Below are 23,290 nucleotides of genomic sequence, written 5' to 3'. Positions count from 1 at the left end.
ATTGACATTACAGACGTGTTAGGTGAAACTTTCCGCCCGCCGTCCAAGAGGTGGCGTGAAAGTTGGGCCCCTGAAAACTATTGCGCTCTGCGGTCGGGGGACTGAAACTTCCTTTCGTGACCGCGCTCCTGCGTACCGTCCTGGCGGCGCTCACCGTCGCCGTCGTCGCCGCCGTGGCTCCCGCCCCCGCCTCCGCAGCCCCCACCTCCGACTCCGCAGTCGCCTCCGCAGCCGCCTGCGCGACCGACCCCGCGACGCCCAAGCGGCAGCTCCGGGCCATGTGGATCTCATCGGTCGCCAACATCGACTGGCCGAGCCGTACCGGGCTCAGTGTCTCCGCCCAGCAGGCCGAGTTCCGGGCCTGGCTCGACCTGGCCGTCGCCAAGCGCATGAACGCCGTGATCGTGCAGGTCAGGCCCACGGCGGACGCGTTCTGGCCCTCCCCGTACGAGCCGTGGTCGCAATGGCTGACCGGCACCCAGGGGACGAACCCCGGCTACGACCCGCTGGCGTTCATGGTCAGCGAGGCCCACGCGCGGAACCTGGAGTTCCACGCCTGGTTCAACCCGTACCGGGTGGCCAACAACGACGACCCGTCCAAGCTGATCTCCACGCACCCCGCGCGGCAGCACCCCGACTGGCGTTTCGCCTACGGCGGCAAGCTCTACTACAACCCCGGCATCCCGGCGGTACGCGACTTCATCGAGGACGCGATCATGGACGCCGTCACCCGCTACGACGTGGACGGCGTGCATCTCGACGACTACTTCTACCCCTATCCCGTCAGCGGCCAGGCCATCCCCGACTCGGCCGCCTACGCCCAGTACGGCGGCGCGTTCCCGAACATCGCCGACTGGCGGCGCGACAACGTCAACCTGCTCGTCCGCGAGCTCGGCCAGCGCATCCACACCGCCAAGTCGTGGGTGTCGTTCGGGATCAGCCCGTTCGGGATCTGGCGCAACTCCTCGACCGACCCGCTCGGCTCGCGTACGTCGGGTCTCCAGTCGTACGACGCGATCTACGCCGACAGCCGCCAATGGGTCAAGCAGGGCTGGATCGACTACCTGGCGCCACAGATCTACTGGCACATCGGCTTCTCCACGGCCGCCTACGAGGTGCTGACCGCGTGGTGGTCGGACGTCGTGCGCGGCACCGGCGTGCAGCTCGTCGTGGGGCAGGCCGCGTACCGGGCCGGCGCCTCGGGGCAGGAGGCCGCCTGGCAGGACCCGGCCGAGCTGAGCGACCACCTGTACGACAACAGGAAACACCCTGAGATCGCCGGTGACGTCTACTTCAGCGCCAAGGACGTCAAGGCCGACCGGATCGGGGCGATCACCAAGCTCGTCACCGACCACTACGCCAAGCCCGCCCTGCTCCCCGCCCGGGGCTCCGGGGCCGCGCCCGCCGCGCCCACGATCACCTCGGCCACCACGGGCTCGAACGGCGTCCAGCTCGCCTGGACCGGCTCCGGCACGGCGTACGCGGTCTACCGCGTGGCCGGCGCGCCGCCCTCGGCCGATCCGTGCTTCTTCGCCGACGCCCGCAACCTGATCGCCACCACCAGGCAGACGTCCTACACCGACCCCGGCGGCGGCGCGTCCACCTACTACGTGACCGCGCTGAGCAGGACCCACCAGGAGAGCGCGCCGAGCGCGGGCCGGGCGACGGGCGGCACGGGCGGCTTCAGCGTCGTGATCGACAACGCCGACGCGGGCTTCACGGCCTCCGCGTCCTGGGGCACCTCGTCCTACTCCACGCAGGCGCACGGCGCCGACTACCGCTTCGCCGACCCGGTCGCGGCCAGCGATCCGGCCTGGTTCCGGGCGGCGATCCCGAGCGCGGGCAGCTACCGGGTGGAGGTCTGGTATCCGGCCAACGCGGGGTACAACGGCTCCGCGCCGCACATCGTGGCGGCCTCGGGCGGCAACCAGACCGTGAACGTGGACCAGCGCACTGGCGGCGGGTCATGGCGGGTGCTGGGGACGTACACGCTGGCGGCCGGGACGTACAACGTGGTCGGGGTGAGCCGGTGGACCTCGGCGACCGGCTACGTGATCGCCGACGCCGTCCGGATCACCAAGGTCTGACCCTCAGGAGCGGGCCTTCGTCCACGCCGGGCTGTCGAGGAAGTGGTTGTCGAAGCGGTCCTGCGAGGCCAGCAGCTCTTCGAGCGTGGCCTCGCCGGTCTTCAGCCGGGCCAGCAGGCGGAAGTACTCGAACCGCTCGACGCCCGGCGTGATGACGATCAGCAGGTCCGCCTCGGTGCCGGGGGCCGCGCCGAAGGCGTGGGCGACGTCCGGCGGCACGACGGCCACGTCGCCCTGCTCCAGGGTGATCACCTCGTCGCCGGACAGCACCTGCACCCGGCCGTCCAGGACGTAGAACATCTCGGAGGCGGTGGTGTGCGTGTGCGGGACCGCGCCGTCGGCGCCCTCGCCGAGCGTGATGCGCATGGTGCTCAGGGCGCCGCCGGTGGCGCTGGAGTCGAGGAGCATGCGGCCCGTACTGGGCGGGCCGCCGATGATCTCGGCGTCGACGGAGCGGATGACGGCGGTGGTGCGGGGGTCGATGAGCGACATGGTGTTATCCGTTCTCAGGGGTGGCGCCGCGGAGGGCGGTGTCCACGAGGCGTTCGGCGTAGGCGCGGTCGACGGGCAGGCCGGTGATCAGGACGCGGTAGTACAGGGCCCCGGCGAGCTGGTCGAACAGGGCCTCGACGTCGAGGTCGGCGCGTAGCTGGCCGCGGTCCCTGGCCTTTTCGAGCAGGGCGCGGGCCAGGGTGTTGCGGCGGGCGTACATCTGGCGTTCCAGCTCGCCGACGTCCGGGTGGCGGGCGGCGGCGGCCACGAGCTCGGCCACCGTGCCCGCCGACGCGTCCTCGTCACCGGGCGCGCGGCCCGCCGCACGCATCCGGTTGAGCCCGGCCGCGATCTTCTCCAGGTACGCGGGCAGGTCGCGCCGGATGTCGCCGGTGTCGGTGATCTCGTCATGGTCCTGGAGTCGGTTGACGACGGCCAGGGCCAGGTGGTCCTTGGTCGGCCAGCGGCGGTAGAGCGTGGTCTTGGCGATGCCGGCCCGCTCGGCGACCTCGTCGGGCGACAGGCCGGCGTAGCCGCGGGTGAGCAGCAGCTCGGTGGCGGCCTTGATCACGCTCTCGTCGACGTCACTCCTGCGCGGCCGTCCCACCATGCCCTGCCTCCTTTTCGCTACCTGAGTAGCGTAACCGGAGGCAGATCCATTACGCAACCCAGGTGTCGAAATGACGCGCCACTGAGGCGCCCGCTAGAACCGTGCAAGCGGCGGCCGGACAACGGCGTTCTCGTCAGGGACACCAAGGATCAGGGTGAAGGCCCGGTTCTGGCCTTCACCCGGGACGAATGGCTCGCCTTCCTCGACGGGGCCGCCAAGGGGGAGTTCGACCTGTCCTGAGCCCGTCAGGAGGCGTACATCACCGACAGGAAGCGGAGCAGGAGGGCTTCCCTGGTCTCGGCCGGAAGGGCGTCCAGGACGGCGTTGACCACCGCCATCCCCGGCTGGCCCGCGCCAGGACGCAGGTCCACGCCCACCGAGGCGGCCAGTTCGGCGAAGGTCGCGTCGTCCAGGGCGTCCAGGTCGAGGCCGGTGATCAGTTCGACCAGGCCGTCCGGCACCACGGCGGGGCCGCGCAGCCGGGCCGCCTCCGCCGCGTCGGCGATCACCCTGAGCATCGCCTCCACGCCGTTCAGCGTCACGCCGGTGACCGTGACGTGCAGGTTCGCGGGGATCCCGGCGTAGGAGAGCTGTGGTTGCAGGAACCAGCCGCGCTCGCGGGCCGCGTCGGCCAGCACGAACACGTCGAGGTCGTCCCCGGCGAAGGCCACCAGTGAGGACTCGGGCGCGCCCAGGACGCGCAGTCCGGGGATCGCGGCGATGCCCTCCCGCAGCCGGGCCGCCGCCTTGAGGGTGGCGCGGCCGAGCTCGACGTACCCCTCCCGGCCGAGCGCCTGAAGGGTGGCCCACGCGCCGCCGAGCGGCCCGGCCGACCTGGAGCTCTGCACGGTGGCGTTGATGATCGTGTAGCCGGGCCAGGCGGCCGAGGCGAAGTACGCACTCCGCCGCGTCGCCGGGTCGGCGAACAGCACCACCGAGGCGCCCTTCGGCGCGTAGCCGAACTTGTGCAGGTCGCAGGAGAGGGACGTGACCCCCGGCACCGACAGGTCGAACGGCGGCACGTCGGCCCCCGCCTCCCGCAGCCACGGCAGCAGCCAGCCGCCCACGCACGCGTCCACGTGGCAGGCCACGCCCGCCTCGGCCGCCACGGCGGCGACCTCCGCGACCGGGTCGATCACGCCCTGCGGGTACGACGGCGCCGAGACCACCACCAGGACCGTGTCCTCGTCGATCGCCGCCGCGACGTCCTCCACCCGCACCTTGTACGTCTCCAGGTCCACCTGCACGGCCTTGACCCGCAGGCCCAGGTAGTGGGCCGCCTTGTGGAAGGCCGGATGTGCGGTCACCGGCAGCACGAGGTTGGGGGCGGCCCGTCCGGCGGCGTCCCGGGCGGCCTTGACGGCCAGCATGATGGACTCGGTGCCGCCGCTGGTGAAGATGCCGTGGCCGCCGCCGAGCAGCTCGGCGACCGCGCCCACGACCTGCTTCTCCATCTCGACGATGCTGGGGAACGCCGTCGGGTCCAGGCAGTTGACCTCCAGCATCTCGAAGTACGCGCGGGCCGCCGCCTCGTGCACCTCCGCCCGGCCGGTGTCGTACACGTACGCGGTCACCTGCCCGCCCCGCACCGGCAGGTCGTGCTGTTTCATCCTGGCGACCTCGGCCAGCAGGTCCTCGGTGGTTCTTCCGGACAGGGGGAGGGTCACACGGTCTCCTTGGCGAGCGCGGGGGCGAGGGCGAGCCGTCCGTACCGGACGACGAACGGCAGGCTGATCAGCATGAGTACGGCGGGCAACGCGGTGAAGCCGAGCAGCAGCCCGGTCAGCGCGCCGGACGGCTGGGCGACGGGTGACTCCACGGGCGCGGAGACGAACCCCGACAGGGCCAGGACCAGCGCGAACAGGCCGGGGCCGAGGGCGAGCCCGGCGGTCTCGCCCGCCGTCCACAGCCCGGTGAACGCCCCGGCCTGCGCGTGGCCGGTACGGGCGGCGTCGGCGTGCACGGTGTCCGGCAGCAGCGACAGCGGCAGCAGTTGCAGCGCGGCGTAGCAGACCCCGGCCAGCGCCGTCAGCGCGAGCGTGGCGGCCAGGCTGCCTGCCGCGATGGCGGGGACCAGGGCCAGCGCCACGACGGCGAACCCGGCCGAGGCGACCAGGTAGCAGCGCACGGTCCCGTACACGCGGGCCAGCCGGGCCCAGCCGGGCACCGCGAGCATGCTCGGGCCCACCAGGCAGACGAACATCACCGAGGTCAGCCCGTAGTCGCCCAGCCGGTACGAGGCCACGTACGGCGCGCCCGCCAGCATCACCGCCACCCCGAGCGCCTGCGTGACGAACGCCGCCAGCAGCGCGAAGAACGGGCGATTACCCCGGGCCAGGCGGAAGGCCGCCGCCGGGCCGAGCTGCCGGGGGCCGGGACGCGACGACACCCACCGCGTGCCCAGCGTGGCGGCCACGAGGGCGGCGGCCATCACGGCGCCGATCGCGACGCCCATGACCGCGTACCCCGGCCGGCCGCCGCCCGCCAGGTCCACGACGGCGGGTGCCAGGCCGCCCGCGACCAGGATGCCGACGGTCAGGCAGACCACCCGCCACGACATGACCCGGGTCCGCTCGGCCGGGCTCGCCGACATCTCCGCAGGCAGCGCCACGTACGGCACCTGGAAGCACGCGAACGCGGTCGCGGCCAGCAGGAACGCCACGCCCGGCCACACCGCCCCCGCCATGCCGCCGGAGATGCCGCCGGGCACGGCGAACATCAGCGCGAACGCCACCGGCAGCGTGGCCGCGCCCACCGCCAGCAGCCGCGTCCGGCGGCCGGTGCGCACGGCTTCCCGGTCGCTGGCGGCGCCGACGAGCGGGTTGAGCAGCACGTCCCAGATCTTCGGCGCGACCAGCACGGCGCCCGCGACGGCGGCGGGCACGCCGAGCATGTCGGTCAGGTAATAGAGCAGCAGCAGGCCGGGGACGGCGGAGAACACGCCGGTGCCGACCGAGCCGACGCCGTAGCCGAGCAGCCGGCCACGCCCGAGCCGGCCGACGTCGGTCGCCGTCATCGCGGGTCGCCGGGGAGGGCGAGGGTGCGGTGGAGGGTGAGGTGGAGGTGGGCGCGGAAGCGGCGGAGCGCGGCCCGGTCGCCCGCGCCCCGGCGGCAGCCCTCGGCGTCGAGCACGCCGCCCTTGGCGAAGCCGTGGATCGACCAGATGACCGTCCACATGGCGTACTCCAGGTCGACCGTGCCGTCGATCACGCCGGCCTCGACCGCCGGGCGCAGCGCGCCGGTCACGGCGGAGACCAGGGGCTGGACGTACTGGCGTTCCAGCTCGGTGATGTCGCCGGCGTCGGAGAGCCAGCGGTGCATCCACAGCGCGGGGATCTCCGGGTTGTCCACGCAGAAGTCGAGGTAGTCGTCCACCAGGCCGTGGATGGAGGCGACCGGGTCGCCACCGGGCAGGCGGGCGAGCGCCTTGTCCAGCGCCGCCTTCTCCGCCCGGTGCGCCCGTTCCATGACGGCCAGGTACAGCTCCCGCTTGCCGCCCACGTGGTAGTTGACGGTGGCGATGTTCATCCCCGCCGCGTCGGCGATCTGGCGCGTCGAGGTGCCGTCGTAGCCGAGCGCCGCGAACAGCTGCGTGGCCGCCTTGAGGATCACGGCCGGCTGTCCGCCGTCGGCAGGTCTCATACGACCGACCGTAGTTCCGTCCGCGCCTATTGGTCAATCGCTTGATGGAGAGGCTTTCGGGTCAGTCCGGCGCCCAGTACTTGACGAGGGCCTTGTCCAGGTGCGCCACGACCGGCTTCCAGGTGCGGGGCAGTGTGTAGCGGGTGGCGCGATGGCCCTTGTACGCCAGCGTGTAGCTGAGGAAGTCCGCGCCCTGCGGCGGGCGTTCGGACCGGCCGATCTTCAGTTCCTTGAGGTAGCCGCGCAGTTGGCGCTCCTCCTTGGCCGTGAGGCACTTGGCCACCACGGGCCCGGTACGGCGGCTGAGCCGCACGCAGCCGTCGGTGTAGACCGTCACGCGGTTCTGCAGCCCCGCGAAGCCGCCCTCCTCGCGCAGGTCGACCAGCACCTTACGCTGCGTGGTCACCGCCTCGGCGGGCAGCGCGGAGGCCGTGACGGCCAGCGCGAGCGCGGGCAGCAGTACGATTCGCCAGATCTTCATACCCTCTATGACGTACCCAGGACCCGAACGGCTCACCTTCCGAGGCCGGCGTCGCGGGCGCGGACGATGGCCTCGGCGCGGTCGGCGACGTGCAGCTTGGCGAAGATGTTGGAGACGTTGTTGCGTACGGTCTTCGGCGACAGGAACAGGGCCGAGGCGATCTGCGCGTTCGAACGGCCCGCCGCCACCAGCGAGAGGATCTCCCGCTCGCGCGGCGTGAGCTGCGGGAAGACCGGGTCGCCGGGCGTCGAGGCGGCCCCCTGGAAGAACTCGGCGACCCGCAGCGCCACCGCCGGGCCGAAGATCGCCTCGCCGTGCGCCACGGCGGTGATCGCCCGTACGATCTCGCCCTGGCCGGCGCCCTTGAGCAGGTAGCCGCGTGCCCCCGCGCGCATCGCCGCGAACAGCGTGGCGTCCTCCTCCGACATGGTCAGCACGACGACGGCGACGTGCGGGCTGTCGGCCACGATGCGCCGGGTGGCCTCGATGCCGTCGAGCCCCGGCATGCGCACGTCCATCACCACCACGTCCGGCTGGAGGTCGGCGGCGCGCTCGACCGCCTCGGGGCCGTCGGCGGCGGTGCCGGCCACCTCGATGCCGGGGATCGAGCCGAGCAGCAGCGCGAGCCCGTCCCGGTAGACCGGGTGGTCGTCGGCCAGCAGGACCCTGATCGGCTCCTGGTCAGACATCGGCGGCCTCCACCCGTCTCGGCTCCTGGCTAGACATCGGCGGCCTCCACCCGCATCGGCAGCCGGGCCAGGACCAGGGTGCCGCCGCCGGGCGGGCACGTCACCTGGCAGTCGCCGCCCAGCTCGGCCGCGCGCTCGCGCAGCGAGAGCATGCCCACCCCCGCCGCCACCTCGGGGCCGATGCCCGCGCCGTCGTCACGTACCGCCACCTCAAGCGTCCCTTCCCGAGCGGTGAGCGTGATGTCGCAGCGTGCCGCGCCCGCGTGCCTGGCCGCGTTGGCCAGCGCTTCGGACACGATACGGTAGGCCGCCACCTCCACCGCCGCGGGCAGCGCGTCCAGCGGGCCGTCGCCGGTGACGCGCACGTCCAGGGCGGCGGTGCGGAACCGTCCGGCCTGCTGCTCGATCGCGCGCAGCAGGCCCAGCTCGTCCAGCGCGGGCGGGCGCAGGTCGTGGACCAGCCTGCGGACGTCCGCCAGCACCCCGCCGACCTCGGCGGCCGTCTGCTCCAGGATGCGGTCGGCCTGCTCGGGCGCGCTGCCGGCCAGGTTACGGGCCGCCTCGATGCGCAGCGCCACCGCGCCCAGGCTCGGGCCGAGCCCGTCGTGCAGGTCGCGGCGGAGCCTGCGGCGCTCCTCCTCGCGGGCCAGCACGAGCCGGGCGCGGATGCGTTGCAGATCGGTGCTCAGCTCGACGGCCCGCGCCGCGGCGGCGGCCTGGCGTACGAGGTCGCCGAGCAGCCGCTGGTCCCGTTCCGTCAGGTCGGTACGGCACAGCACGAGCCGCCCCACGGTCTCGCCCCGGTAGGCCACGGGCAGCGACACCGACGGCCCGCGCGGCGACCCGTGCTCCACCACGGAACGTTCGCCGCCCGGCCGCTCGATCTCCACCCGGACGTAGGCCAGCCGGAACGCCTCCGCCAGCGTCGTGGCCACCGCGAGCAACTGCTCGTCCGGGTCCGTGGCCAGCTCCAGCCGTTCGGCCAGCGTCGAGACCGCCGCGTACGGGTCGTCCCGGGAACCGCGGACCAGCCTGCGGACCGCCCGCCAGAGCCAGGTGCTGTCCATGCTGGGCATGATGGCCATCGGCATCAAGATCGCCTTCACCGGGCGCTGGCGCGGGTCCCTGCGGTGGTGGCCGCTCATCGCCGAGAGCTGGGCCGTGGTGACGGTGCCGACGTACATCCTGTTCGGCGACTCGGTCTCGAACTGGGTCGGCGGCTTCCACCTGGTCATCGGGTACGCCACCCTCGGCGCGCTCCTCGCGCTGCGCCCCGGCCTGACCGACTAGGCCGGGGGTGTGAACGGCAGGACGGCGGTGACCTCGGTGCCGCCGCCTGGGCGCGGGCCGATGGCGCAGGTGCCGCCGATCTCGGCAGCCCGTTCCCGCATCGACGTCAGCCCCACGCCCGGCGACGGCTCGTCGGGCAGCCCGGTCCCGTCGTCGGCGACCGACACCCGCAGCTCCCCGGCCTCCCGCCGCAGCGTGACCAGCACCGAGGTGGCCTGGGCATGGCGGCGCGCGTTCGTCAGCGCCTCCTGCACGATCCGGTACGCGGCCGTCTCCACCGCCGCCGGCAACCCGTCGAGCAGCCCTTCGGACCCGTCGGCGGCCGGGGGCACGGTGACCTCGACGCTGGGGCCCGGGGCCTGACCGAAGGCGCGGAGGGCGCCCGCGAGGCCCAGCTCGTCCAGGACCGGCGGCCGGAGGCCGTCCACCAGCTCGCGCACCGACATCAGCGTGCTGGTCATCTCCTCACGCACCCGGACCAGCAGCTCCTCCACCGCCTCGGGGTCGCGCTCCAGCCGCCGCCGGGCCTCGTCCAGGGTCATCGTCACGCTGGTCAGCGTGGGGCCGAGGCCGTCGTGCAACTCCCTGCCCAGCCGGCGCCGCTCCTCGTCGCGGGTCGCGCTGATCCGCTCGTGCGAGTCCCGCAGGTCGGTGCTCAGCCGTACGGCGTGCGCCAGCTCGGCCAGGTGCTTGGCCATGACGTCCAGCGGCTCGCGGCCCGGCCGCGTCCCGGCGATCCGCAGCCGCCCGACCGGCTCGCCGTGCCAGGTCAGCTCGACGGTCCGAGGGCGGGCGCCCAGCTCGCCGTCCACGAACGACAGCGCGGGCTCGCCCGGCACCTCCACGCCCACCCCGCGGGCGCCCAGCGACGTGCGCACGACGGAGATGGCCTCGGCCAGCGCCCCCGCCGGGTCGCCGGCCCGCTGCACGGTACGGCTGAGCAGGTCGGCCGCCCGGTACGGGTCGCGTTCCACGTTGAACAGCCGGTCCACCGAGCGCTGGAGCCGCAGGCGTACGGGATGGAAGGCCGCGCCGGTGACCATGGCGGAGGCGAGCCCGGCCACCGCGCCGTAGTCGCCCGCCACGCTGTTGGACGCCCAGATGAGCACCGAGTACGTGACACCGGCGCCGACCGCGAGCGTGCCGTACACCAGCGTGCGGTTGAGGATGAGCCGGATGCCGTAGAGCTGGTGGCGCAGGACGGCGGCGATGATCGAGATGGGGATGCCCGCGGCCAGGAAGATCCGTACGGCGAGGATGAAGGTGTCCTGGGTGCCCGCGCTGACGATCCAGTAGACGACGAAGATCGCCATGGCGTAGAAGTACCAGGTGATCTGGCGGCGTACCTCGGGCGTCGCAGCCCTGTACCGGTAGCGCAGCGAGACCACGCCGAGCAGGCATAACAGGATCATCGGCGGCCCGATCCACGACTCCACGACCTCGGGGATCCTCCCCAGCGCCGCCACCCCGAACGGGTTGCCCACCGGCACGTCGAGCTCGAACGACGGGTCGGGGGACAGGCCGAGCAGCAGCGAGTGCCCGACCATGAGCGTCAGGTTGCCGTAGAGCACCGGCCGCCAGCGCCTGGACGGCAGCCGCCCGTCGGGGAAGAGCAGCGGCATGATCCCCGTGAACGTGGGCACCGCCAGCAGCCACAACCAGATGGCCGGCCAGGCGACGTAGGGCAGCAGCGGGCCGGGCGCGTGGAAGTACATCCAGCCGGTCAGCGAGAACAGCAGCGAGTACGCCGACCAGACGACGCCGGTGGCCCACATGAGCCACGGGAACAGCAGCCTGGGCCGCTGGGAGATCAGGAACGCGCCGGCGAGCGGGAACAGCAGCCCGATCGGGTCGAGCCCCTGCGTCTCGGCCAGCCCCTCGACCTGCGCCGCCAGCACCGCCGCCGCCAGCACGGCCGTCAACGAGGCGGCCGCCGACGCCCACACCGCCGCCATCACGGCCCGCCGCCATCCCCTCGCCCGACCACCCCGGCCTTCCCACCCGGAGGCCGCGGAACCGGTGGGGGTGGGGGGCGGGTCGTTGGGGGGTGTGGGGGTCATCGCGGCTCCCTGATCGGCAGTCTCGCGACGACCTCGGTGCCGCCGCCCGGGCGCACGTCCAGCTCGCAGACGCCGCCCACCTCCTCGGCCCGTCCGCGCATCAGGGCGGCACCCTGGCGGCGCTGCTCGGGCAGCCCGATCCCGTCGTCGGACACCGTCAGCCAGAGCGCGTCCCGCCGCTCCACCCTGATCAGGGCGGTGGTGGCGCGGGCGTGCCTGCGCACGTTCGCCACCGCCTCGTGCGCGATCTTGTACGCCGCCACCTCCACCGCCGCGGGCAGGGTGGCCAGCGAGCCGGAGACCACCACGTCCACCCTCGGGCCGGGGGCGTCGGCGAGCAGCCGCAGGGCGCTCTCCAGGCCCAGCTCGTCCAGGCCGGCGCCGTCGAGGGCGGGCGGGCGCAGGCCGTAGACCAGGTCGCGGACGTCCACGATGGCCTCGGTCATCCGCCTGCGTGCCGTGCTGAGCAGCGGTTCGACCGAGCCGGGGTCACTGGCCAGGCTGAGCCGGGCCTGGTCGACGCTGATCGCCAGGTTCGTCAGCGTCGGGCCGAGGCCGTCGTGCAGGTTGCGGCGGAGTGCGCGGCGTTCCTCCTCGCGGGTGGCCATCATGCGCTCGCGCGAGCGTTGCAGGTCGGCGCTGAGCCGTACGGCGTGGGCGACCTCGGCGAGCTGCCTGGCCAGCATGTCCAGCAGCGCCCGGTCGCGCGGCTCGCCGGCGACCGACAGCCAGCCCATCGACTTGCCCTGCCAGACCAGGCGTTCGACCGAGGGGGACGGGCCGAGCTCGCCCGCGACGACGCTGCGCACCCGCCCGCCGGGCAGGACGACCTCGACCCCGACGCCGCGCGCCCCCAGGGCCAGCCGGACCGCGTGGGCCGCCGACGCCAGGGCCTCGGCCGGCCCCCTGGCCTCCTGCACGCTCCGGCTCACCCGGTCGGCCAGCCGGTACGGGTCACGCTCCCACTTGAACAGCCGGTCCACCGCGCTCTGCAGGCGCAGCCGTACGGGCTGGAACAGCGCGCCCGCGGCCAGCGCGGCGATCAGGTCGGACCACGAGCCGAGCAGGCCGTCGAGCGCGCCGACCCCGAAGTAGACGGCGCCGACCACGGCGGTCAGCCCGAGGTAGACCAGGGCGCGGTTGAGCAGGACGAGCGTGCGCTCGCGTCCGCGCAGCCCGGACAGGACCGCGGCCTTGACGAGCAGCGGTCTGGCCGCCCTGAGCAGCACCAGCCTGCCGTTTTTCCCCATATGTCGGGCACATCATAAAGTGGCGGGACCCTTATCGCAGAGCGTCCACCGGCTGCATTTTCGCCGCCCGCAGCGCGGGGTAGAGCCCGGCCAGCAGACCCACCACCGCCCCGGCCACCGGCGCGGCCAGCGCGAGCTGCACGTCGAGCAGCGGCGTCCACTCCCGGGCGGCCGAGACGGCGACGACGGTGACCACCCCGAGGCTCGTGCCGATCACGCCTCCCGCCAGCCCGACCAGCGTCGACTCCAGCAGGAACTGGGCGGCGATGTGCCGCCTGGCCGCCCCGAGCGAGCGGCGCAGGCCGATCTCCGGCACGCGTTCCATCACGGTGACGAGCGTGACGTTCGCGATGCCGACCGCGCCGACCACGAGCGAGACCAGGCCGAGGATCAGGAAGAGCGCGTTGACGTCGTCCTGCGCCTGGTCGCGCGCCCTGGTGGGGCTGGGCGGGGCCATCACCTGCAGGATGTCGCCGTTCCCCGGGCTGAGCGCGGTGGGCGCCTGCCGGGCCACCAGGTCCGCCGCGCCCAGACTCGTGTTGACCAGCACCCTGGTGACGTTCCGCAGCCCGAACTGCCTGCCCACCGTGGGCGGCACGAACACGGCGGTGCTCAGGTTCCGCTCGCGGCGCAGGTTGCCCAGGATGCCGATGACCGTGTACGCGTGCTTGCCGATGAAGATGGCCGGCGCCCGGTCGAGGCGGCCGACGCCGAGCAGCTTGGCCGCCTGGTCGCCGATCACCGCCACCCGGTCGCGCCGCTCGATGTGCCCTCGGTCGTAGAACCTGCCCTGCACCATCCTGCCGCGCGCCGCCTCGGGCAGCCCGGTCGTCGCCGCCAGCACGGTCAACGACTGCGCGGTGACCCTGGTGGGGTCCACGATGTCGTTGGAGCGCACGGACAGGTTCGCGCTGTCCTCCGACTCGCCCAGCGCGGCGGCGGACTCGACGCCGCGCAGCCTGGTCAGCCGGTCGATCGAGTCCCACTCCACGAGCGGCGTGTTCGGCGACTCCGGCACCTCCACCGTGATGGCCGTGGCCACCAGCGCGTCGAAGCGGCCGACGATCTGGTTGCCCGCGGTGGCGGCCACGCCGAGCGTGATGACCAGCGTGGTGATGCCGAGCACGGTCCCGAGCGTGGTGAGCGCCGAGCGCACCGGCCGGGCGAGCATGCCGGCCATGGCCTCCCCGAACAGGTCGCGTACGTGCATCACTCCTCCTCCACCAGGATGCCGTCGGTGATCCGCACCCGGCGCCCGGCCCGCTTGCTGACCTCCTGCTCGTGGGTGATGACCACGAGCGTCATCCCCTGCCCCCGCAGCTCGTCGAACAGGCCGAGCACCGATTCGGTATTGCGGCTGTCGAGGTTGCCCGTGGGCTCGTCGCACAGCAGCAGGGACGGCGCGCCCATGAGGGCCCTGGCGATGGCCGTACGCTGGCGCTCGCCCCCGGACAGCCGGTCGGGCGCGAACCCGGTCCGGTGGCCGAGGCCGACTCGTTCCAACGCCGCCAGGGCCCGCTCCCGCCTGCCCTTACGCGCCTGCCCGCCGTAGGTTTCGGCGAGCATGACGTTCTCGACCACGCTGCGGTGGGAGAGCAGGTGGAAGGACTGGAAGACGAAGCCGATCCGGTCACCGCGCAACCTGGTCCTGGCCCCGTCGCGCAGGGTGGTGGTCTCCGTGCCGTCGAGGCGGTAGCTGCCCGAGCTGGGGCGGTCGAGCAGGCCGAGCACGTTCAGGAGGGTCGACTTGCCCGAGCCCGACGGGCCGACGATGGCCAGGTAGTCGCCCCTGTCCACCCGGAGCGTGACGCGGTCGAGCGCCCGGACCGGCGGTTCGGCGGCGAACTCCCTGCTGACCTCCGCCAGCGAGATCACCGGCTCAGGCACCGCTGACCACCACCCGGTCGCCCTCCTTGAGCGCCCCGGTGACCTGGACGTTCCCGTCGGCGGTCAGGCCCGTACGCACCTCGACGTCCCTGGTCTGGTCCGTGGCGTACTCGACCCGCACCCGGGCCCTCCCGTCGGCCCCCGTGATCACGGCCGCCACCGGCACGACCAGCACCGGCTCCTTGGTCTCCCCCACCGTCACCCGCGCCGTGACGGCGGTCCCCGGCTTGAGCCCCTTCATCGAGGCGGGCGTGATCAGGACGGGCTCCGACCCGTCCTTGGCCTCCTCGGCGCCGGGCACCTTGGCCTGGTCGCCGACCGCGGTGAGGCGCGCTTCGTACGTCTTGCCCGTGTCGAGCTCGATGGCCGCCTCCATGCCCGTGCGCAGCAGCTCGGCCTCCGTCGCCTCCACCGACCCCGTCACCGTGAGCGCCGAGCTGGTCACCGTGGCGACCTCCTTCTCGACCTGCTGCCCCTGCTTGACCGAGACCTTGCGCACCCGGGCGGGCAGCTTCGGCAGGAACACCACCTCGCCGGGCGGGATGGAGGTCCCGTACGTACGCACGAACTCCGCCAGCATCCCCTTGGCCGCCGCCACGTCCTTACCGGCGTTGGTCACCTTGAGCTTGGTCGGGGAGAGCTGCCTGGCCTGGCGCAGCGCCTGCTCGGCGGTGGCCTTGGCCTCCTTCGCGGTCCGTACGGCCTTGCGCAGCTCCACCAGGCTCTTCTCCCTGGCCTGCCGCGCCTCCTCCGCGACCCGCTCGCGCGCCTCCAGAGCCGCCGCCAGATCGGCCTGGGCGTTCCGGACCCGCAGCTCCAGCAGGCTCGTGTCGGTCGAGGCCGTGGGCTGCGGGGTGGCGGTGGCCGCCGGCGTGGGCTGTTTCCTGGCCTCGGCCAGCGCCTGCTCGGCCTCGGCCAGCTTCTCCTGCGCCGCGCGCACGGCCGCCTCCGCCGTCGCCATCCTGGTCTCGTCCTCCGGCGTCACCACCCGGGCCTCGGCCTCCTGGAGGGCGCGCTCCGCCGTCTTCAGGTCCGCCTTGGCGTTGGCCAGCCTCATCTTGAGCGGCAGCACGTCGCGCCCCTGGTCCAGCGCCTTCTTCTCGGCGGCGAGGGTCTCCTGGGCAGTCTGTACGGCCTTGCGCAGCGTGTCGTACGCCTGCCGGTCGGTCAGCGTCGGCTGCTGCACCTCGTACCCCTTCTTCGTGTACATGCGGGTGACGGCGGCGATCGTGGCCTGGTCGAACACGCCGGAGACGGGACCGCCGTACCCCAGCCTGCGCAGCGCCCGCTGGAGCTGCTTGACGTCGTCCCCCTTGCCGCCGGGGGCGATCGTGCGGTGCATCGGCACGGACCCGCGCAGCGCGAACACCGGGCGGCCGTTTACCTCCAGGAAGACCGCGCCCTCCGTGAGCCGGCCCTGGCGCGGCGCCCGGGTGGCCCGCTGCTGCTCGGCCGTGCCGCCGACCGCCCCGGCCAGGCTGACCGGCAGGGGCGAGCCGTACTCCAGCGTGCCGCTGACCACGACGGTGCTGACGAGTTTGCGGCGCTCGACGGCGGCGGTGACGAGCGAGGCCCGCGGCGCGGCGCGGCGCGCCGCCTCGTCGGCGGGGGAGCGCAGCCGGGAGCCCACGGCCCAGCCGGCGCCCGCGATGATCACCACTCCGGCGACGATGCCGGCGAGGAGCTTGCGCGGTGACTTCATGAGGTGGTCACATGCCGAACTGGGCGCTGACCTGCCCCTGGACCGCCTGCTCCTTCGGCAGGAAGGCTGGGTAGAAGTCCTTGCCGCACTCCAGGTCGTCGAGCGCCGCCCTGATCTCCTTGGCCAGATATGGCTTGGCCTGCTCGGGAGTGAGCGTCGGCGTATAGTACATCGGCACCTTGTCGTCCGTGGCGGGGGGAGCCACGTCGGGCACATCGTCCATCTGCTCGCGGCCCAGCTTGTCCTCGTTGCCGAGCCACGTCTTCTGCCCCAGCTCGGCCATGGCGACCGGCGCGGTGTCGCCGACGGCGTAGCCCTTGCCCTTCAGGCAGGTGGCCATGGCCGTGGCCAGCTCGACCAGCTCGGGGTCGGTGTTCAGCTTGCCCTTGCGGGCCCGGACGGAGGCCTTGAACTGCGCGTCGTAGAAGTCTTCCGCCGACTTCAGCTTCAGGCCGAGGACCTTGTTGGCCGCCGAGACCTGGCAGGCGTCCAGCGCCTTCCGGTACGCCTGCAGCTGCGCCTTGGAGAGCGCGGACTGGATCTTCATATTGGGGTTGGGCTCGTTGTCGAGGCTGGTCGTGCTTCCCATCTCCTTGGGATAGACGTGCTGGGCGAAGACCCCGAAGCCGTATTTTTCGCGATATTTCTTCATCGCCGGGTAATTGCCGCGCATGCGGCTCTTGTCGTCCTCGGTGCCCGGCTTGTGCGGCGTCACGTACGCGACGTACTTGAAGCCCTTCTGCTTCATGCAGTCCGCCTTGGCCGCCTCGAGCTGAACCTCCTTGCCCTCGGCGGTCGAGCCGGCCGAGGGTGCGGCGCTCTCGGTGGCGCCCCCGCAGCCGCAGAGGACGGCGAGCGCGAGCAGCGCGACGGGGAGTGTCTTCCTCATCATGGCGGCAGACCATACTCCGTTTAACGAAGCATGGTCAATCCAGGCAGTGCCGCCGCTGGCGGAAGGGTGCGAACGCGGCCCCCACGAGCAACAGCACGAGCACCCCCCAGTAGGCCAGGTGTTGCCTGGTCAGCACATCGGAGTGCAGCGCCAGCCCGCCGGACGCCATCGTCATGTAGATCCCCGCCGCGAGCGTCCAGCGATGGTCGCGGGCCAGGTAGGCGCTCCCCGCCGCCAGCCCAAACGCCAGCACCTCCACGGCCATCCTGCTCAGGCTGATCGGGAACGTGCCGCCGCCCTCCATCCACTCGGGCCCCGCCCACGCCGCCGCCACGACCGCCGCCCACCACCACCACGACCTCCTGCGCGGCGCCCGCCGCAGCACGAGCAGCCCGGCCAGCGCCACCGCGTAACCGCCCGCGACCAGGTAGGGGTCGCTGTCCATGAACAGCGGCCGGTCCTGCAGGAACGTCGGATAGACCGGCAACAGGGTCGCGTCGAACGGCTGCCACCCGCCGGCCAGCGCCACCGCTTTGGCCCCGGTGAGGAGCGTCAGCACGGCCGCCGTACGCAGCCATCCCCGTACGGTCGCCAGCAGCGTGAGCGCCGACAGCAGCGTCCACAACGGCAGCGTGCCGGCGTAGGGCAGCAGCGCGGCCAGGTTCGCCGCCGCGACGGCGGTGACGGCGAGGTGCACGCCGTCCCGCCAGGGGCTGCCGCTCGCCAGGTGGACGATCCGGCTGCGCACGCCGCCCGTGAGCAGCCCCCACGCCTCGCGCGGCACCGGGATCCGGCGTCCCGGGGCGGCCGATTCGAGGAGCACGTCGAGCAGCTCGTCGCCGTGGGCCGCGCGGTAGGGCCTGGGGTAGGCGAGCATGAGCTTGCGGTAGCGCCGTTCGAGCGGGGTCGCGGCCGGCGCCGACCCGAGGGCCGTCATCCGGCCGACGGCCGCAGGACGAGGGAGGCGGCCGCCTGCATACGTCTGGCCTCGGCCTCCACCAGCGCCTGGCCTTCGTCGGTGATGCGGAAGTAGCGCCGGTTGCGCCCGTTGACCGTCTCCTCGCGGTCGACGGTGATGACGCCGCGCTCGTTCAGGCGTTCCAGGATGCCGTAGAGCGTGCCGACGGAGGGCTGGACCCGGCCGCCGGACAGCTCCTTGACCGACTTGCTGATCGCGTGGCCGTGCAGCGGGCCGGCACGCAGCGCGGCGAGCACGAAGTACATCGGCTCGCTGACTTCTGAGGTTCCCCTGGGCATGGGGGAGACATTATTCCGTTCAACGAAGTGTGGGCAACGCGGACGGCCACCGGACCGGAAGGACCGCCCGCGTCGCGTCTCACCGCGACGTGCAGGCCGAGCGCGCCGCGCCTCACCGGCAGCGGTCGCCGTTGAGGCGGAAGACCTCGGGGGCGGGGTTCGGCCCCGAGTCGTGCGTGCCGACGAAGCCGAACATCACGGACCTGCCGGGCCTGATCCGGTCGTTGTGACCGACGCTCCCGGCGGTCACCACCGCGCCGGACTGGGTGAACTCGGCCCCCCAGCCCTCCTTGATCCGCTGGCCGCCGGGGAACGACCAGCTCAGGGTCCAGCCGTCCACGCTCTCCCTGCCGGTGTTCTCGATCACGATCTGGCTGGTGAAGCCGCCGGGCCACGAGCCGTGCGCCGAGTAGCGGACCCGGCAGGCCGACTGCTCGCCCTTGTCCGCCAGGAACGCCGACACCCACGCCAGCGGCGAGTTCCAGTTGATGGTCAGCTCGTTGGTGGACCAGGACTCGATGTCGTCGATGTAGCAGAACTGCGGCTTGCAGCCGCGCAGCAGCCGCTGGGCGACCGGGTCCTGGATCGCGGAGTTGGGGCCGCCGGCCAGCGAGCCGCGCGGCGGGTGGGGCAGCGAGTGGTCGAGCTGGTAGGCGTACCAGCGGCTGTGCTGGTTCTGGGCGGAGACCTCGCCGTAGCCGGTGACGTACGAGCGGTTGAGCGCGTTGCGGCCGAGCAGGTAGTCCATGCCCTCCCGTACGGCGGCCCGGTACTTCTCCTGACCGGTCAGGTCGTAGGCGGTGGCCAGGACGACCAGGTTGTTGAGCACCAGGTTGTTGGAGCCCCAGTCGAAGTCCGCCGGCGCGTACGGCAGCCCGTACGGGTGTGCCCGCTGGACCGCCAGGTACTTGTCCGCCCCCGCGACCACCGACTGCCGCACCTTGTCCCGGCCCGGCAGCGCGTTGGGCACGGTCGCCAGGTCGAGGCGGCCGAGCTGGGCGGTGTTGCCCCAGTCGAAGCCGCGCTCGCGCCAGATGTCGCCGGTGTGGTGCGGCGAGGCCAGCACGAAGTCCGCGAACTCCTTCTCGCCCGTGGTGAGGTACAGCTCGGCCGCCGCCCAGTAGAACTCGTCGCTCACGTCGGCGTCGTCGTAGGCGCCGCCGCCCACGCCGTCGTCTGGGGCGGCGTACCTGGTCGGATTGGCCTTCGCTGCCGCCCACGCCCTGCGCGCCGCCTTGAGGTTCCTGGCCGCGAACGCCGCGTCGTAGGGCGCGAACAGCCGGGCCGCCTGCGCCGCCGTCGCGGCCAGGTTGAGCGTCGCGGCCGTGGACGGCGGGTGCAGCTCGCGCTTCTGCGGGTCGAGGTGCGGCAGCAGCGGCAGGCCGGTCCAGTTCTGGTCGTGCACCTTGTGGTGGGCCATCCCCGCGTACGGCTTGCCGTCCGGCACCTGCATGCTCAGGATGAACTCCTGCTCCCAGCGGGCCTCGTCCAGCACGTCGGGCACGCCGTTGCCGCTCTCGGGGATGCGGAGCTGGCCGTCGGTGAAGGCGGCCCGGTCGCGCTCATAGGCCGACATGAGCTGGTGGACCGAGATGCCGCCGTTGACCACGTACTTGCCGTGGTCGCCGGCGTCGTACCAGCCGCCCTTGACGTTCAGGGTGTAGTCGCAGACGCCAGGCCGGCAGGGGACGTCCGTGTCGCCCTGGTTCGGGGACGCGCCCGCGTGACCGGCCGGACGCCCGTAGCCGGGACGCAGGCTGTCGAGGATCTCGATGCCGCTGCGCTGGGTGTAGTAGAACTTCAGCGCGTCCGTGGGCAGGGAGTCGTACACGCTCGCGCCGATGTCGAACGGCCTGCTCGTCTCGCCGTCGGCGGTCAGCGTGTAGCCCTCGCCGGGTTTGGCGTAGGCGCCGAAGTCGATGGTGTGCACGTTCTGCCCGGAGCTCGCGTCCACGCCCTTGGGGCTGGTACGGCCGTCAGCCACCCGCTTCCGGGCCGCGTCGCGCAGCTCCCAGTCCAGGGGCGTGGTGGCCTCGGTGACCAGGGTGGCCTTCTTGGGGCCCGACGGGAGGTAGCCGACCATGTTCACCCGGACGCGCGGGCCGGTGTCCGGCTCGTAGACCTCGGGTTCGGCGCCGCCCTTCAGCGACACGTCGTCCATGCAGAACCTCCAGGGCTCGGCGCTGCCGCCCAGCTGGAACGCCACCTGGGCGTTCGGCAGCGAGACCGGGGCGGTGAAGGTGTAGGAGTAGCCGTCGCCCGGGACGTCCAGTGCCGGGGCGGCCGACAGGTACTGCGTCCACGGGTCCACGGGGAGCTGGATCAGGGCCTTGCCGACCTTGGCGGGGGTGGCGGACGCCGTGAACCGGTAGGCGTAGGTGTCGCCGGCGACCAGCGGGACGCCGTCCTGGCCGATGATGACGTCCCAGGGGTTGGCGGTGCCGCCGGGGATGTCGGCGCACAGCCTGCCGCCGTCCACGGACAGGGTGGTGTTGCCGGTGCTCCACCAGGGGGCGGTGCCGGCGTCGAAGGTGCCGTTCACGATCTGCTCGGGTCCCTCGTCGGCGGCGCGGGCGGGCGTGGCGGGGGACAGGGCGACCATGATGGCCGCCACGGTGAGGAGGGCCAGTAACGCGGCCCGGCATCGGGTCATGGAGGTCCTTCGGGGGATTGGGAGCGCTCCCAATGGAGCGACCCCGATCCTCCTTGCCCACCGCTGCCCCGTCAACGGGTGCCGGCCATCGGCGCTGGAAGACGCTGAAACTTTCACGCCCCGGCCCGGACCGAGCCTGTCGGCCGCCCTTCACTGACGGCTCATGTTCTGGGAGGGTTCGGAACGTGGTCCCTGCCCTCACCCTGGCCGGGTGCGCCGCGCACGAGTTGCTCGAACGCCAGACCGCCAAGCTGGCCAGGCAGCTCGTACGCGGCTTCGCCGAGGAGATCCCCCTCTACCGGCGGCTGCCGAAGGAGGAGCTCGACGGCGAGATCACCGTCATCACCGAGCACAACCTGCGGCTGATCGCCCGCATGTTCCGCGACCGCCGCCCGCCCACCAGGGCCGAGCTGGCCCCGCTGCGCTCGTCGGCGGCCCGCCGCGCCCAGGAGGGCGTGCCGCTGGAGGCCCTGCTGGCCGCCTACCACCTGGGCGCGCGCAAGGTGTGGGAGCACCTGTTCGCCAAGGCCACGCCCGCCGACTTCGAGGACGTCCTGGCGGCCAACCGTCTCATCCTGCTCTACACCGAGTCGGTGACGGCCGCCGTGTGCACCGCGTACCTGGAGGAGCGCGAGGGCATGCTCAGCCACGAGCAGCACGCGCTGCACGCCGCCGTGTCCGCGCTGCTCGGCGGCGACCGGGCGGCGCTGGCCGGGGTGCGGCTGGCCCCGCGCTACCTGGTGCTGGCGCTCGCGGTGGACCGGCATCCCGACGAGGAGAGCGACGAGCCGGGCGGGTCGATCGCGGGCCGCCGCAAGCTGCACCGGATCAGGACGGCGCTCCAGCGGGCCGCGGCCGAGCCGGTGCTGTCGGTGCTGGACACGACGGGCGGCCTGGTGTTCGTGCCGATCACGGGCGATGACCCCGACTGGTACGAGGTCGGCGAGACGGCCGCCGGGATGGCCAAGGCGGCCGGCGTGCCGGTGTGGGCGGCGGCCGAGATCGCCCCGCCCGACGGGGTGCCGGAGGCCGTCAAGCTGGCCGAGGAGGTCCTGGACGTGGTGCGGGTCTTCGAGCAGCCGCCGGGCGCCTACCGGCTGGCCGACGTCCTGCTGGAGTACCAGCTCACCCGGCCGAGCCGGGCCACCGCCGTGCTCGCCGGCCTGCTCGACCCGCTGCTCGACAACCCCGACCTGCTCAGGACGCTCACGGTCTACCTGGACACCGGCCTCGACCGCCGCCGTACGGCCGAGCTGCTGCATGTGCACCCCAACACGGTCGACTACCGCCTGCGCAGGGCCGTCAGCCTGACCGGCCTCGACCCCGTGGACCCGGCCCACCTGCAACGCATCGGCGCGGCGCTGGCCGCCAGGCGCCAGCACGGCAAGTGAACGGGAGCCGTCCCCCGGCAGGGACGGCTCCCGTCGCGCGATCGGCGGCTCAGAGCGTCCCGGACACCGCGGCGGTCACCACGGTGGCGAAGTTCCGCATCCCGAGACCGTTGGGGTGGAAGGGGGCGGCCGGCGAGGCGGGCACGTACGGCTCGATCCAGCGCACGCCCGGTGCCTTGCACGGGTCGTGGCCCACGCTCGGCGTCTGGAGGTCGACGAACGCCGCTCCCGCGGCGGCGGCCTGCTCGGCCAGCATCCGGTTGAAGTACTGGAGCGTCGCGCGGATGTAGTTGGCGTCGGCCTTGATGATCGGGACGGTCGGGTAGCAGCCGTTCGGCGGCGCGTAGGTGGCGTAGCCGACCATGAAGATCCGGGCGCGCGGGGAGCGGGCGCGGATGTCGTTCACCAGCGTGGTCAGCTTGGGCCGCAGCGCGTCGGTCTTGACCCGCCAGGAGTCCTGGCCGTCGACGATGTAGTCGTCGTTGCAGGCGTCACCGACGGGCGGGGGCAGCAGGTTCAGGCAGTCCTCGATGAAGCCGGTCAGGCCGACGTCGTTGGCGCCGATCTGCACCGTGACCAGGGTGGTGTCCGCGCTGAGCGCGTCGAGCTGGGGTGCGACGCTGCCCAGGTCGGTGCCCTGGGAGTTGTACATGTCACGGGTCTTGGCGCCGGAGCAGGTGACGTCCCTGAAGGTGGCGGCGCCGATGGCCTGGGCGGTCAGGTGGGCGTAGTTGCGGTCGGAACGCCAGCAGCCGAGGTCGGGAACGACCTGGTTGGGCACCAGGGGACCCGACGCGGCGGAGTCGCCGAGCGCCACGTACACCTCGCCCTGGGCGGCGTGTGCGGGCGGCGCGACGCCGAGCGCCAGGGCGGTCGCGGAGAGCAGGACGAGCAACCGTCGGACCAT

Annotated in this window: 22 protein-coding genes; 4 read left to right on the top strand and 18 right to left on the bottom strand. The window is 72.8% G+C overall.

Annotated elements, in window-relative coordinates; all coding sequences use genetic code 11:
• The first annotated feature begins 116 nt into the window (after positions 1-116).
• Entirely contained in the window at positions 117-2,087 is a 1,971-nt protein-coding gene (locus ACIA8R_RS00195) for a family 10 glycosylhydrolase (RefSeq protein WP_397035598.1), read from the top strand.
• 3 nt (positions 2,088-2,090) lie between these two features.
• On the opposite strand, the gene ACIA8R_RS00190 is transcribed toward ACIA8R_RS00195, so the two are convergent.
• Both ACIA8R_RS00190 and ACIA8R_RS00185 read right to left on the bottom strand, forming a co-directional pair.
• On the bottom strand, positions 2,091-2,579 hold the full coding sequence (locus ACIA8R_RS00190; RefSeq protein ID WP_397035596.1) for a cupin domain-containing protein: 489 nt from the start codon (positions 2,577-2,579) through the stop codon (positions 2,091-2,093).
• 4 nt (positions 2,580-2,583) lie between these two features.
• Positions 2,584-3,189: a TetR/AcrR family transcriptional regulator gene (locus tag ACIA8R_RS00185; RefSeq protein WP_357707052.1), complete on the bottom strand. Its 606-nt coding sequence runs from the start codon at positions 3,187-3,189 to the stop codon at positions 2,584-2,586.
• Positions 3,190-3,192: 3 nt separating this feature from the next.
• Here ACIA8R_RS00185 and ACIA8R_RS00180 point away from each other — a divergent pair, with 3 nt between their 5' ends.
• Positions 3,193-3,429 carry a DUF397 domain-containing protein gene (locus tag ACIA8R_RS00180; RefSeq protein ID WP_397036515.1) on the top strand — a complete coding sequence of 79 codons (237 nt, stop codon included), beginning with the start codon at positions 3,193-3,195 and terminating at the stop codon, positions 3,427-3,429.
• Between the two features lie 5 nt (positions 3,430-3,434).
• On the opposite strand, the gene ACIA8R_RS00175 is transcribed toward ACIA8R_RS00180, so the two are convergent.
• The 6 genes from ACIA8R_RS00175 to ACIA8R_RS00150 all read right to left on the bottom strand — a co-directional run bounded on the left by ACIA8R_RS00175 (position 3,435) and on the right by ACIA8R_RS00150 (position 9,068).
• Positions 3,435-4,856: a pyridoxal phosphate-dependent decarboxylase family protein gene (locus ACIA8R_RS00175; protein WP_397035594.1), complete on the bottom strand. Its 1,422-nt coding sequence runs from the start codon at positions 4,854-4,856 to the stop codon at positions 3,435-3,437.
• Positions 4,853-6,205, bottom strand: a complete 1,353-nt coding sequence (locus tag ACIA8R_RS00170) for an MFS transporter (RefSeq protein WP_397035592.1) — start codon at positions 6,203-6,205, stop codon at positions 4,853-4,855. The genes ACIA8R_RS00175 and ACIA8R_RS00170 overlap by 4 nt, the downstream gene beginning before the upstream one ends.
• A complete protein-coding gene (locus ACIA8R_RS00165; protein ID WP_357707045.1) occupies positions 6,202-6,831 on the bottom strand; it encodes a TetR/AcrR family transcriptional regulator in 630 nt (209 codons plus the stop codon). The genes ACIA8R_RS00170 and ACIA8R_RS00165 overlap by 4 nt, the downstream gene beginning before the upstream one ends.
• 61 nt (positions 6,832-6,892) lie before the next feature.
• Complete coding sequence (locus ACIA8R_RS00160; RefSeq protein WP_397035589.1) at positions 6,893-7,312, bottom strand: hypothetical protein; 420 nt, start codon at positions 7,310-7,312, stop codon at positions 6,893-6,895.
• Between the two features lie 32 nt (positions 7,313-7,344).
• Positions 7,345-8,001 (bottom strand): response regulator transcription factor, encoded by a 657-nt coding sequence (locus tag ACIA8R_RS00155; RefSeq protein WP_357707043.1) that lies wholly within the window; start codon positions 7,999-8,001, stop codon positions 7,345-7,347.
• A 29-nt stretch (positions 8,002-8,030) separates the two neighbouring features.
• Complete coding sequence (locus ACIA8R_RS00150; RefSeq protein ID WP_397035587.1) at positions 8,031-9,068, bottom strand: sensor histidine kinase; 1,038 nt, start codon at positions 9,066-9,068, stop codon at positions 8,031-8,033.
• On the opposite strand from ACIA8R_RS00150, the gene ACIA8R_RS00145 reads away from it, so the two are divergent.
• Positions 9,067-9,291, top strand: a complete 225-nt coding sequence (locus tag ACIA8R_RS00145) for a hypothetical protein (RefSeq protein ID WP_397035585.1) — start codon at positions 9,067-9,069, stop codon at positions 9,289-9,291. The two genes, ACIA8R_RS00150 and ACIA8R_RS00145, sit on opposite strands and share 2 nt — an antisense overlap.
• On the opposite strand, the gene ACIA8R_RS00140 is transcribed toward ACIA8R_RS00145, so the two are convergent.
• The 9 genes from ACIA8R_RS00140 to ACIA8R_RS00100 all read right to left on the bottom strand — a co-directional run bounded on the left by ACIA8R_RS00140 (position 9,288) and on the right by ACIA8R_RS00100 (position 20,992).
• Positions 9,288-11,351, bottom strand: coding sequence for a sensor histidine kinase (locus tag ACIA8R_RS00140; protein ID WP_397035583.1), 2,064 nt, complete (start codon positions 11,349-11,351; stop codon positions 9,288-9,290). The genes ACIA8R_RS00145 and ACIA8R_RS00140 overlap by 4 nt on opposite strands.
• A complete protein-coding gene (locus ACIA8R_RS00135) occupies positions 11,348-12,601 on the bottom strand; it encodes a sensor histidine kinase (RefSeq protein WP_397035581.1) in 1,254 nt (417 codons plus the stop codon). Before ACIA8R_RS00135 ends, ACIA8R_RS00140 begins: the two co-directional genes overlap by 4 nt.
• Before the next feature lie 31 nt (positions 12,602-12,632).
• Complete coding sequence (locus ACIA8R_RS00130) at positions 12,633-13,811, bottom strand: ABC transporter permease (RefSeq protein ID WP_397035579.1); 1,179 nt, start codon at positions 13,809-13,811, stop codon at positions 12,633-12,635.
• Positions 13,811-14,488 (bottom strand): ABC transporter ATP-binding protein, encoded by a 678-nt coding sequence (locus tag ACIA8R_RS00125; RefSeq protein WP_125641323.1) that lies wholly within the window; start codon positions 14,486-14,488, stop codon positions 13,811-13,813. The genes ACIA8R_RS00130 and ACIA8R_RS00125 overlap by 1 nt, the downstream gene beginning before the upstream one ends.
• Complete coding sequence (locus tag ACIA8R_RS00120; protein ID WP_397035577.1) at positions 14,481-16,190, bottom strand: peptidoglycan-binding protein; 1,710 nt, start codon at positions 16,188-16,190, stop codon at positions 14,481-14,483. The genes ACIA8R_RS00125 and ACIA8R_RS00120 overlap by 8 nt, the downstream gene beginning before the upstream one ends.
• Before the next feature lie 7 nt (positions 16,191-16,197).
• A complete protein-coding gene (locus ACIA8R_RS00115; RefSeq protein WP_397035575.1) occupies positions 16,198-17,082 on the bottom strand; it encodes a hypothetical protein in 885 nt (294 codons plus the stop codon).
• A gap of 34 nt (positions 17,083-17,116) precedes the next feature.
• Complete coding sequence (locus tag ACIA8R_RS00110) at positions 17,117-18,019, bottom strand: hypothetical protein (RefSeq protein ID WP_397035573.1); 903 nt, start codon at positions 18,017-18,019, stop codon at positions 17,117-17,119.
• Positions 18,016-18,339, bottom strand: coding sequence for a PadR family transcriptional regulator (locus ACIA8R_RS00105; protein ID WP_189651648.1), 324 nt, complete (start codon positions 18,337-18,339; stop codon positions 18,016-18,018). Before ACIA8R_RS00105 ends, ACIA8R_RS00110 begins: the two co-directional genes overlap by 4 nt.
• Before the next feature lie 112 nt (positions 18,340-18,451).
• The gene (locus ACIA8R_RS00100) at positions 18,452-20,992 is read right to left on the bottom strand and encodes a glycoside hydrolase family 9 protein (protein ID WP_397035570.1); all 2,541 of its coding nucleotides are present in this window, start codon (positions 20,990-20,992) and stop codon (positions 18,452-18,454) included.
• Positions 20,993-21,177: 185 nt separating this feature from the next.
• On the opposite strand from ACIA8R_RS00100, the gene ACIA8R_RS00095 reads away from it, so the two are divergent.
• A complete protein-coding gene (locus ACIA8R_RS00095) occupies positions 21,178-22,383 on the top strand; it encodes a PucR family transcriptional regulator (RefSeq protein ID WP_397035568.1) in 1,206 nt (401 codons plus the stop codon).
• A 49-nt stretch (positions 22,384-22,432) separates the two neighbouring features.
• On the opposite strand, the gene ACIA8R_RS00090 is transcribed toward ACIA8R_RS00095, so the two are convergent.
• Entirely contained in the window at positions 22,433-23,290 is an 858-nt protein-coding gene (locus ACIA8R_RS00090) for an SGNH/GDSL hydrolase family protein (RefSeq protein WP_364100010.1), read from the bottom strand.

The sequence above is a fragment of the Nonomuraea sp. NPDC051191 genome (assembly GCF_044455665.1).
In the GTDB taxonomy this organism is placed as follows: Bacteria; Actinomycetota; Actinomycetes; order Streptosporangiales; family Streptosporangiaceae; genus Nonomuraea.
Note: the sequence above shows the minus strand (reverse complement) of the source record. Positions and strands in the feature narration are given on the sequence as shown.